The organism is Pseudoalteromonas sp. MSK9-3 (genome assembly GCF_003590335.1).
Lineage (GTDB): Bacteria > Pseudomonadota > Gammaproteobacteria > Enterobacterales > Alteromonadaceae > Pseudoalteromonas.
In genome coordinates, this window is sequence record NZ_MIET01000011.1 from 320,298 (window position 1) to 331,507 (window position 11,210).

Sequence of the window (11,210 nt, forward strand, 5' to 3'; positions counted from 1 at the left end):
CCAAGTTTCATATAACATTCAAATAATACGTCAATATACATAGTTCGCTTTACATAAATCTAAATCCTCAGTCTGCCATTTACTCAATAAAGCCGCATGTCACTATTATTAATAGTACAGAGACTGAAAAAACGACTTGTTTTTGTTAAGTAATCTATACAGTGACGCCTCACTTTTTTAATGAAAAAACAGCATACACTACGACCAACAAAGTTAACCCTTTAACTTTTTTAACTTTAGATTTACAATACTTATATGTAAATGCATAAGAAAAAACACTTACTTAGGATAGACTGGTCATTAATAATGAAAAACGATGTGACTTTGTTAATACAAAAGTGGAAGGCAGGCTGTGTCGAATCTGAAAATGAGCTTAAATCAGCGATATTTTTACACTTAAAAACAAGCTTAAAAAAACATAAAGCTAACTTACAAAAAAATAACCCCGAACTTAGTTTAATGCCTAATACGACGTCTTTTTTAAATGAATACTTTATTTACTTTGCTCCTCCCACTAAAGATTACTTCAGTAGAAAACAGTATTTAAAAGACGTATCCACTTTTATACGAAATGCTTTAGTGAGTGAGCTGAGAAAAATACATGCATCTAAACGTGGTAATTTAATAACCCATACATCTTTAAGCCAGCTAGACCAACAAACTATCATTGAAAATGAGCAGTACACTATTTTTGATGAAGCAATAAGCCTACTCAAAAACAAGTCAGAATCATGTTACGAAGTGGCTCTTTTTTACTATTTTTTAGGTATGACAGGCGACGAAATAGCAAACGAGCTCAGCTTATCAACAGGAAAGGTTTATCGGCAACTTGATATAGCAAACGCTTTTCTACGTAGTAAGTTCGTAGACACACTATGACCATCAACGAGAGCAAAAAAACCGATGCCCTCGATATATTTTCTGATTTATTAGCTTTCTCAGATAGTGAAATGACCCTTGAGCTGTCTAAGATAAACAACCTAGACAATAAAGTTGCCGCAGAGGTTAAGCAGCTCATCTCCTCACACATCCGAAATAAACAAGACCACTTTTTACCACTTTTACTTTCTAACAGTGTAAATTTTGCACTTGGCAATAATGACCTATTGTTTTTAAGTGGGGAAATTATCGACGGTTTCAAGTTGATAGAACTCATAGGAGAAGGCGGCCAAGGAGTGGTTTATAAAGCTCAGCGCTGTGATGGAAAATTTGATCAAACCGTTGCCATAAAACTTCTTTACCCTGCACCTCACCTAACTGCCGGTATGACAACGCTTAACTACGAAGCTCAAAGCTTAGCTAAGTTCAGCCATCATGGCATAGTGCGCGTTTTTAATATTGGAGAATACCAACATTACTATTATATGGTTATGGACTATGTGCCTGGTTTACCGCTAAATACCTTCTTGTCCAAACGGAACTTATCCCTTGATCAAGCTTTTAGTATTTTTCTCGATATATGTGATGCATTAGAGCATGCACATAATCAGCAAATCCTGCATGCAGATATAAAACCAAGTAACATATTGATAAATAGTAAAATGAAGCCGAGTTTGGTTGATTTTGGTATCGCGCGAGAGTCTCATTCTAGCTTATCCGTCAAATCAAATACAAAGCCTCTGGGCTTTACTCTAAACTTCTCAAGTCCCGAACAATTAAATGGTGATACTTTAAACTTTTCCAGTGATGTCTATTCTGCTGCTAAGGTGTTCCAATACGTCTTAAAAAACCACTTTCGACAAACGCAACTTAAAGTACGCCTGATTAATTCAGTCCTTGAACAAGCTTCTCTAAAAGAAGCGATTAATAGAACGCCAACAATCGCTGAACTTAGAAAATCACTGCAATCTGCATATGTATTAGACGTGTCAAAAATAAAGGATGTATCAAACACAGATAGATTCACATGCTATTGTGCAAAGTTTAAGCCTGTATTCACATACTTTTTCTTTATTTCAATTTTTTCGGCATCCTTTTTGTATGTTGTATCATCTAAAAACACAACTATTAGAGAGCAACAAACCAAGCAAAATCAAGCTATTGATTTTCTAAGCACACTCTTTACAGCACAAGAGAATAACGGTGAGTTTTATAAAATACTAAACAATGACACTATGAAAGGAGGCAATACCCAGCCTCTCATTAGTCCTATTAATAACTTTGAGGGACATGGTAATTTTTTTTCTCCCTATGTCTTTACCAATCATGGAGGTAAAGTTAATGAAGAAATTAAATTGAAAGTCATACCCGATAGTATCAACATATCCGATCTATCACTTAAGGTTAAAGGCGGTGGCTATATTAGTAGTGATGGGTATTATCACAACATATTTTATGACGATGGCATCCACACGGTCACCATTCAAGCTTTAAAATATAATAAAAAATATGAAAAATTAACTTTAAGGTTCGTAATTCGGAATGGGTCTGATTTACCAATAAAATTTAGCGATGTCACACCATATAACCCCTATTATACTAATATTCATTATTTAGCTATGCGAGGTATCGTCATTGGACGACCCTCTCATGATGGTAAACAACGAGTATTTCAACCTGAACAAGTTTCTAAACAAGCTGAAGCGCTTTCTATCCTTTTTCTATCCGCACACGAGAAAGGTCTAATTCAATTAAGTAAAACCGATAAATATTTTAAAAACCTAGTAATACATAATCAGCAAGGCTTTATTGAAGACTTCTCTTGGGCTAATGCATACCTCAACTACGCCCATAAAGCTGGATTTTTACCATCGCCTCATGCTTTCAACCCAAAAAAGCCAGTTTCAAAAGAATGGCTAGCTGTAACTGTAAGTCAGCTTTTGCAGCTATATGACCCAAACCAACTCAAAAGTTATACACCGATTCACTTTAAAGATATGACCACCTTTAACGACTTAAAATCACTAAAGCACGCACAACTATGCCACTTCTACAAATTTTGTAGCGCTGAAAGTAACTACTTTCACCCAAAAAAAATAGTTACCAGAGCCGAAGTTGCCGACATAGGCGCTAAGATCCTACAATTACCGGCAAGAAAAAACCACACTTTATAACTAGTTACTGAAATTTATAAGTCGTTTTAGCTCTCCCGTAAATAGTAATTAACACCAAGCCAATCAAAAAATGAAAAAAAACAAGTCAATTGCGTGCCTTTTCCCCAGAAAAAAACTACGTAAATTTCTTATCACTGCAAAGCATATAGTACTGCGCTTTTTAATATACAAAGCCCAACTATAAGACTGATGAGTATGGCTTATTGTAAGGTCACTAATTTACCATATACCGGAACCATAAGGTCAAGATGTACGGCAGTAAACCTTTAATTTAATTAACACTCAAGATAAACGCTCGATAAGGATTTATCATATGAAACTCATAAAAAGTTTACTATTTCTTTTTGTAATTATTCAATCACAAGGCTTATACGCCCAAGATTATAAATTTGCCACCCTAAAACCCGGTGTCAAAAACGACTTAGAGAGTTTAATTTCAAACTCTAATAATTTCTCTAGAGAAACAGACCATGTTTTTGGTGGAAGTATTCTATATTTAAAATACACAAACAATATTGCCAATATATTTAAAAAGTACGGTTCAACAAGTGCTAGTAAGCATGATAGTAGATATATAACCTCTTTAAATGACCTAATTTCGGTTGGTGAAAGCTTCGATACTTACTTTCAATGCGTTCAATTTATTAGAGCTTTATCTGATGCTGAGCATACAAGCCATTGGCGTTGGAGTGGTGCAAAGTTAAATTCATCTATGTATCTAAAATGGCGAGTAATTGCAAAATTCAAGTCTAACGGTAAATACTGGCAACCAGGAGATTCAAAGCCATATGGTCATGTGGCTATTGCTATCGGCTCTAATTCAAATGGCGTATACGTAATCGATCAAAACTGGGAAGGTAATGGTACCGCTGATTATGGAAAAGTTTCTGTACACTTGCTCCCATGGCATGAAGCAGAAAATTACTCACTCTTAACAGTTCCAAAGACTTAGTTTAAAGGATTCATACCATCACTTAAATAACATTGATGGTATGAATCCCATACAGTTGAACTTATGAAGGAAAATAATAAGAATAGTATTTGATAAGCACAAAGTATAATAAATCGCCTCATATAAATCTGTAACTGCTATCGTGTATCGGTACTTTCCTTCACATTTACTTCACAGCCAATCATTTACCTTGTTCCACTCCATACAGCACGGGTACGAGTACATGATGAACATAATTAGAACATTGATAGTGATCACCGCTTTAATAATGATGAGTGGCTGTAACATAATAAATATTTTTAAATTACGCAGTGCAAACGATGACGTCGTGCCAAATTGGCATAGCCAATTCAATCAATTTGATATAAAAACAGATTACATTGGTGAAAAAACGTTTATATACGGCAGTATTAATGGCGTTGATAATTTCAAATTTTTGATAGACACCGGTGCTTCATTTACTATCCTACTTGATTCCCCAAAAGTACGTGCCTTAACGTTACCTAAAGGCTACGAGTTACAACTAGGCGGTTGGGGGGATGAAGAAGACAGCCAAAGCCATCAAATTACTATGGATTCACTCAAATTCGGTGATTTGGAAGTTCGTCAATTTCATGGGGCGTTTATTAAGACCAGCAAAACCCGCTATTTTGACCGCCCTGACGAGTTAATCTTCGACGGTGTGATTGGCCATGATTTATTACGCCATTTTTCTTGGACATTTAATAAAAAAGCAAATCAAGTCAGTGTTTCAAAGCACCCTTTCACCCCGTCAAAAAATACTTACGCAATCCCTTTTGATATTTTTATGAGCAAGCTCTATGTTGAAGGCAAAGTAGATTTTGGCGACCAACATACTACTCAGCAAGACATTATTATTGATACCGGTAGCCGACATTATTTAAAGCTCAGTGCACAATACCTAGAAAACCATAAAATCCCTTTGCCTCCAGCATATGTGACAGGCGCAGATATAGGCCTAAGTGGTAAAACGGAGCATAAGCGCGTTAGTTTACCAAGTGTAAGCTTTGGAAAGTTAACACTGCCCCACATTAAAACAAATTTAATAGAGAACGCCGATGAAGATGACTATTGGGTGATTGGTAACGGCATATTTAATCAATTTGAAACCACGGTTGACTACTTTAGCAAAACGCTTTATCTAACCCCAATTAGCAATCATAAAATGACAATTCGCTACAACTTAATGGGCTTAGAAGTCCGTAAGTTATTATCAGGTGAGTTCTTAGTGCGTTATGTTATGCCTAACTTACCCGGCGAGGGAGCTGGCATAAAAGCAGGAGATGTCATTACGCATCTAAATACAATCCCAACTAAAAAAATCTCTAAAGATGAATGGCTAACTTATAGCACACACCCAGCCACGTACACGCTATGCTTAGAAAACAAAGCCTGTGTTGAGTTAACCAGTCAGCACATACCCGGCTATTCTACTCATTAAATTTTTCGGCCAGTGGTTACGCTGGCCTTTGACTCAACTTCGGTTTATTAAAAACAGCTGGCGGTGTTTATATTATTGATAGCACAAAGGATCGCGTTTATCATTTGAAATCGGCCACCTTTGAACTTGCTCATTTTTTAAACAGAAAATTATTTACTGCGGGTCGTATTGGGCCGGCGGGTATTGCGGTACTCCCAAATAGCGATTTAATTATAGGGCTATACTCTGAAGGTACGTTAGTGCGCGCAACGATAGATAAAGAAGGAGATAAACCAGCCTTCTCTCAACTAAACCTGCAACGAAGATTAGAAAATTCTGATGGATTATATCCTCTTCCAAATGGCCGATTACTCGTATCAGAAGTCGCACCTATTTCTGGCAGTGGTAGACTGAGTATTATCGATTTACTTGCTCGCCCTTATCCAGTCACCACAATCGTTAATGATTTAGCATCTCCATTAAACTTAACATTTAAGAAACAATGAGTTGTTTATAACCGAAAGCCGTATTCGCCACCTGTTACTGCCAGATGGTAAAAGTCCAGAACCCGATATATTTTTCATAAGAAGGGTAAACCTACAAGCTCTACTTTAAGTGAATTTAACACATATTTGTAGGCCAGATTATCACGCATGTGTGATTTAGGCCTTGAATATTATTTAATTAATTTTAGTCCTTCAAAAATTAAAGCCAAATCCAATAAATTAAGAAAATCCCTTTATAAAAACAAGGTTTCGACCCATACACCAAACAAAAAATTAACACCCGTGACTTTTAGGATAATAAAGTGTACCTTACTCAGCTTGAATATTATTTATATGTTAAAAGCAGGTACTTAGAAGCGTGTCATCCTAAAAACCTGGGGGTTATAACTAACAACAACCTTAAAACCTTTGTTCTACAGGCTATTTTTTAACAAAACTATAATGCTCACTTTAGCCGTTTTAAATAGCAAGTTATTGCTATAAACCGCTGTTCTCATCGTAATATCTGACTCAGATATATAACAAAGCACACAATGTGCATACTTTACAATAACAAGGAAGAATAATGTTAAAAATGAAGAGTCTATCTAAAGCGTTTCTTACGGATGCAGTAAAAACGCAAGCGTTACACCCCTTCGATCTTACCATTGAGCAAGGTGAGTTTGTCAGTGTTATCGGCCCTTCAGGTTCAGGTAAAACTACTTTTTTGAATATTACAGGGTTGCTCGAAGAGCATTCGGACGGATCATATGAATTAGATGGGCAAGATGTCGCACAATTTACCGATAAAAAAAAGTCAGCCTATCGAAACGAAAAAATTGGATTTGTCTTTCAGAGTTTTAACCTCATTCCCGAACTCAACCTCTATGACAACGTCGATATGCCGCTGCGCTATAGAAAGTTTACCCGTGATGAACGCGACAAGCGCATTATGCAAGCACTTGAACAAGTCGGGCTCGCAGGACGAAAAGCTCATTATCCAACTCAGCTTTCCGGTGGCCAACAGCAACGCGTTGCTATCGCCCGAGCCATTGCGGGTACCCCTTCCGTTATTTTAGCCGATGAGCCAACCGGTAACCTCGACTCAAAAATGGCAGAAGGCATCATGTCATTACTTAAAGACATCAACGCTGCGGGCACAAGTATCATCATGGTGACTCATGATAATGAGCAAGCTGCTCAGGCAAAGCGTATTGTGCAAATCAAAGATGGACACTTATCTGAATACACACAACAAAAAGCGATAGCATAAGGGTCATCAAGGATGTATTTTTATTATTTCAAACTTGCCCTGCTGAGCCTGCGCAAAACACCGCTGTTAACCTTGCTAATGGTCGCAATGATAGCAATTGGTATTGGTGCAACCATGACCACTTACACCATCAGTTATATGATGTCCAAAGACCCAATCCCGAATAAAAGTGCCAACTTATATCAAGTTCAGCTTGATAGCATGAATTACGAATTTGCTGATGGTAATATTTTGCCGATTACGATTTCGTATCAAGACGTTCAAGCATTACTAAAATCGGATATACCAAAAAATCACGTTGCGCTTAGTGCTATTCAGGCAGAAATTAGCCCGATCAATAACGAAGAAAGAGAGCCGAGGAACTTAGAAGTTCGGTCCACAACCAGTGATTTCTTCACTATGTTTGAAGTGCCTTTTTTGTATGGCGGAGGCTGGAGCGAACAAGATGGCAAAGATGCGGCTCAAGTAGCTGTTTTATCAAAAGAAACTAACGGTTGGCTATTCAATGGTGAAAACTCTGTTGGTAGAACCTTTTACTTTGGGGAAGATACCTACCGAGTCATTGGGGTCTTAGACGATTGGAACCCACTTCCTAAGTTTTACGCTCTTCAAAACGAAGCGTTTAAAAAACCGAATGGTCTATTTATCCCTTTCAATACGCAAATTAAAAATGAACTACTCACTTTAAAACTCATGAATAGTTACTGTTGGAAGGAGCCTGACGACCAGTCTTTTGCTGCCTTACTTGCATCTGAATGTATGTGGGTCGTTTTTTGGGTAGAACTCTCGAACGAGCAAGATCGTGAACAGTATCAAACATTTATTGATAACCATGCTAAAGAGCAACAAGCACTGGGCCGATTCCCTCGTCGTATCTTTAATAAACTTCTCCCATTACAAGAATACCTGATAGTCGAAGAAATTGTGAGTGATGACAGTAAACTGGCTGTTTGGTTAGCTGCTTTATTTTTATTAGTGTGTTTACTTAATTGTATGAGCCTTATGATTGCTAAGTTTGATGCGAAGGCGGGCGAAATTGGATTACGTCGAGCTGTGGGAGCAAGTCAAAATGATATCATCAAACAATTTGCAATTGAGTTATCGGTGATAGGCCTAGTGGGCGGGTTACTTGGGTTAGTTTTTGCAAAGCTTGGGCTCATTGCAGCAGCAAATACCTATCATTATTTACACTCTGGTTTGATGCAAATGAATAGCCAACTCCTTATAAGCACTGTGATTTTAGCAGTTTCTTCAAGTTTAGTATTTGGACTTTATCCAATTATTAAAGCAAGTCAGATGCAGCCATCAAGCCAACTTAAAAGCTTATAGGATATATAAAAATGCGTGATTTTTTACCTATCATAAAAACATTTAAAAAGAAAAAAACGACCCCTATTCTATTGGCATTTCAAATTGCAGTGACCTTTATGGTGCTCGTAAATGCCATTTATATGATTCATGAACGCAACGAGTTAATAGCAAGCCCTGTCGGAGTCGACATACACAATACACTTGTCGTTATTACTAATTTATCTGATGAACAAGGCGATTTAGCCAATCAACTAGAAGATGACTTAATCGCGTTAAAAAATATTTATGGCGTTGTTAACGCAGCGCCGATGACTGCACTACCACTTGAAGGCTGGGGAGCTTTTTTAGAATTTAGGTTCGATCCAGACGAAGAATATGTGGCCTTTGGCGGCTATTTTGGCTCCAACGAGGATGTGATTGACGCTTTAGGGCTTAAATTAATCGCAGGAGAAAGTTTTTCTGCGTCAGATATACAGACAACTGAGCTAAATGGTCTGCATAAATCGGCTAAAATACTTATCACCAAAGCCTTAGCAAAAAAAATATCTCCAGATGACTGGAGGGCAATACTGGGTAAAAGTATCTATTACTACAAAGAGCCTCATGAAGTAATCGGCGTAATAGAACAACTACAAAATGCATGGAGTTCATGGAGTGCGGTTGAATACACGGTTATTTCGTCAGTACGAGAAACTAACCAAAGTCAACGCTATATAATTCGCATTGAACCAGGGCAACTAGAGAACGTCATGAAAGCAATACCCGACGCACTACTCACACATGCTTTCAAACGAATAGAAACGATTGAGCCTTTAAGTGAAGTAAAAAAACGTAGCTATCAAGAAGATGTCGCAACCAATCAATTACTCACATCGGTCTGCATTGGCTTAACTATTATCACCTTAATTGGGATTTTAGGGCAGGCTAAATTTACAATTAACCGACGGATAAAGCAAATTGGTACCCGGCGTGCACTCGGGGCCAGTAAATCTCAAGTAGTTGGTTACTTTATGTTAGAAAATGCCATCATATCAACAATAGGCGTCGTAATAGGCATACTCGCCGCAATCATACTCAATAACCAATTTGTGGAACTACTTTCAATCACTCCAGTACCTGTAAACTTTTTACTATTCGGTGCTATTGCGATTATATTACTCGGCCAATTAGCCGTAGCGTATCCGGTGAGTCAAGCGGCTAAAGTGTCACCTGCTATAACAACGAAAGGCTAATAGCCATAGCCCCTATTGCCAAAAAAAGCATAGGGGCAAGCTGTTTATTGGTGCTGTAAGTAAACGTTAAATTGCCTTAGTTAATAGCTATACCACCTACCCTTCGTTACACCTACCGTGTTATAGGCGTTCTCGTAAATAAACCCGCATACTTAACGTAAATAAACCCGCGCTTACTTAATAACTGTACCCTGCCCTCTTTTCTTCGCCTGAAGAAGCTGTCCCAATGCACATGGCTAGATTAAGAAAAACACATATGATTCAGAAGTTTAAAACTTCGGTTTTAACGCTTTGATCAAGCCTGCATCCACCCAATAGATATCTGCATTATCGCCACCATATGAACGATTAAAGAAGAAGTATTTTCCGTCAGGTGTAATACTGCCATATTGCTCTTGATGCTGTGTGTTAACCTTATTACCGAGGTTTATCGCAGGTCCCCATGCTCCGTTTTGCTGTCGAAAAGAAACATATAAATCATTATCACCCAGCCCTTCTTTTCTTTCACTGTCCCAAATAATATAAGATTCATCTGGCGCAATAAAAGGGTGAGCTGTCCATTTACCTGAGTTTATTGCTTTACTCACTGATTTCGGCGCTTCACGTTTACCCTCGACTAATCTTGAATAACGAATATGACCTACTTCAGTTGCTTCATCAAAAAAGTATGTACCTTTCTTTGACGCTGTTAAACGCATGATGCGAATAGCGTTAAAAGACTTGCCAAGGCTTTTAACCTCAGACCAACCAGACTGGGTACGCTCCCGAAACATCCCCCCAAGATGTAAAGTATTCCCATCAACAGACACAAATGGCTGCCCCGCTCTTGGCGGCACAACAGACTCTATCCATTGGTTATTTTTGTATTCAATAACACACAACGTATTCTTTTTATATTCGCCTCCCCTCCTTCTGAAGTACAACTCTTTTAGATCAGGGCTAAAACTCACTGCGGCTGCCCTAAACCCTTTATCTAGCATGTCGGGCGCAAACGGTTCAGGGGTCAAACCGGGTGGTTTTTGACCTAGATATAAATCCTTAAATGCTGGTAAGCCATTTTTACTGTTACAGTTACCACTCATCGTCAATGTCGATAAGAGTAAAAAAGTTGAAATGCAAGTACGCTTCATAACTGGCCTTAATTTAACATCAACAAATGATCTACGCTCTTCTGAAAACCAATTGCAGCGATTAAATAGATAAATGAACTAATTGAACGATTAAGCTATGTCATCTAGTTTTAAAATACCTGACGCTCTCCTGATTTTTACCCAGGGCAAGATCACGAACTTTACCTTGACTTAAAAGTATGATCTTATACGTCTTTTTAGGTTGCTACTTTTATGTCTGATCCTCTTTTTCTAGAATATTTTGAATCAATTGATGACCCTCGCCAACAAGGTAAGGTCGTTCACAAGCTCTTTGATATCATATTCTTAACTGTGAGTGCTGTTATTTCAGGA

The 11,210-nt window shown here is 37.8% G+C and carries 10 protein-coding genes; 9 read left to right on the forward strand and 1 reads right to left on the reverse strand.

Annotated features, from left to right (window positions below):
- The first annotated feature begins 318 nt into the window (after positions 1-318).
- From BGP78_RS05240 to BGP78_RS05275, 8 genes are all read left to right on the forward strand, one after another.
- Positions 319-879 (forward strand): ECF-type sigma factor, encoded by a 561-nt coding sequence (locus BGP78_RS05240; protein ID WP_171044476.1) that lies wholly within the window; start codon positions 319-321, stop codon positions 877-879.
- Positions 876-3,053, forward strand: coding sequence for a serine/threonine protein kinase (locus BGP78_RS05245; RefSeq protein WP_119860412.1), 2,178 nt, complete (start codon positions 876-878; stop codon positions 3,051-3,053). Before BGP78_RS05240 ends, BGP78_RS05245 begins: the two co-directional genes overlap by 4 nt.
- 313 nt (positions 3,054-3,366) lie before the next feature.
- Positions 3,367-4,005: a BPSL0067 family protein gene (locus tag BGP78_RS05250; protein ID WP_119860413.1), complete on the forward strand. Its 639-nt coding sequence runs from the start codon at positions 3,367-3,369 to the stop codon at positions 4,003-4,005.
- A gap of 223 nt (positions 4,006-4,228) precedes the next feature.
- A complete protein-coding gene (locus BGP78_RS05255) occupies positions 4,229-5,467 on the forward strand; it encodes an aspartyl protease family protein (RefSeq protein ID WP_119860414.1) in 1,239 nt (412 codons plus the stop codon).
- A 104-nt stretch (positions 5,468-5,571) separates the two neighbouring features.
- The gene (locus BGP78_RS05260) at positions 5,572-5,952 is read left to right on the forward strand and encodes a hypothetical protein (protein ID WP_119860415.1); all 381 of its coding nucleotides are present in this window, start codon (positions 5,572-5,574) and stop codon (positions 5,950-5,952) included.
- Between the two features lie 565 nt (positions 5,953-6,517).
- Positions 6,518-7,204 (forward strand): ABC transporter ATP-binding protein, encoded by a 687-nt coding sequence (locus tag BGP78_RS05265; RefSeq protein WP_119860416.1) that lies wholly within the window; start codon positions 6,518-6,520, stop codon positions 7,202-7,204.
- Positions 7,205-7,216: 12 nt separating this feature from the next.
- A complete protein-coding gene (locus BGP78_RS05270) occupies positions 7,217-8,533 on the forward strand; it encodes an ABC transporter permease (RefSeq protein WP_119860417.1) in 1,317 nt (438 codons plus the stop codon).
- 11 nt (positions 8,534-8,544) lie between these two features.
- Positions 8,545-9,747: an ABC transporter permease gene (locus BGP78_RS05275; RefSeq protein ID WP_119860418.1), complete on the forward strand. Its 1,203-nt coding sequence runs from the start codon at positions 8,545-8,547 to the stop codon at positions 9,745-9,747.
- Between the two features lie 269 nt (positions 9,748-10,016).
- Here BGP78_RS05275 and BGP78_RS05280 read toward each other — a convergent pair whose 3' ends face one another.
- Positions 10,017-10,877: a PD40 domain-containing protein gene (locus BGP78_RS05280; protein ID WP_119860419.1), complete on the reverse strand. Its 861-nt coding sequence runs from the start codon at positions 10,875-10,877 to the stop codon at positions 10,017-10,019.
- A gap of 213 nt (positions 10,878-11,090) precedes the next feature.
- On the opposite strand from BGP78_RS05280, the gene BGP78_RS05285 reads away from it, so the two are divergent.
- A partial coding sequence (locus BGP78_RS05285; RefSeq protein WP_147386052.1) for a transposase family protein occupies positions 11,091-11,210 on the forward strand: 120 nt, incomplete at its 3' end.

Bases quoted from the DNA above. Each gene is read 5' to 3' on its own strand.
- BGP78_RS05265 (WP_119860416.1), top strand. From the start codon at position 6,518: ATGTTAAAAATGAAGAGTCTATCTAAAGCGTTTCTTACGGATGCAGTA.
- BGP78_RS05275 (WP_119860418.1), top strand. From the start codon at position 8,545: ATGCGTGATTTTTTACCTATCATAAAAACATTTAAAAAGAAAAAAACG.
- BGP78_RS05270 (WP_119860417.1), top strand. From the start codon at position 7,217: ATGTATTTTTATTATTTCAAACTTGCCCTGCTGAGCCTGCGCAAAACA.
- BGP78_RS05245 (WP_119860412.1), top strand. From the start codon at position 876: ATGACCATCAACGAGAGCAAAAAAACCGATGCCCTCGATATATTTTCT.
- BGP78_RS05280 (WP_119860419.1), bottom strand. From the start codon at position 10,877: ATGAAGCGTACTTGCATTTCAACTTTTTTACTCTTATCGACATTGACG.
- BGP78_RS05255 (WP_119860414.1), top strand. From the start codon at position 4,229: ATGATGAACATAATTAGAACATTGATAGTGATCACCGCTTTAATAATG.
- BGP78_RS05250 (WP_119860413.1), top strand. From the start codon at position 3,367: ATGAAACTCATAAAAAGTTTACTATTTCTTTTTGTAATTATTCAATCA.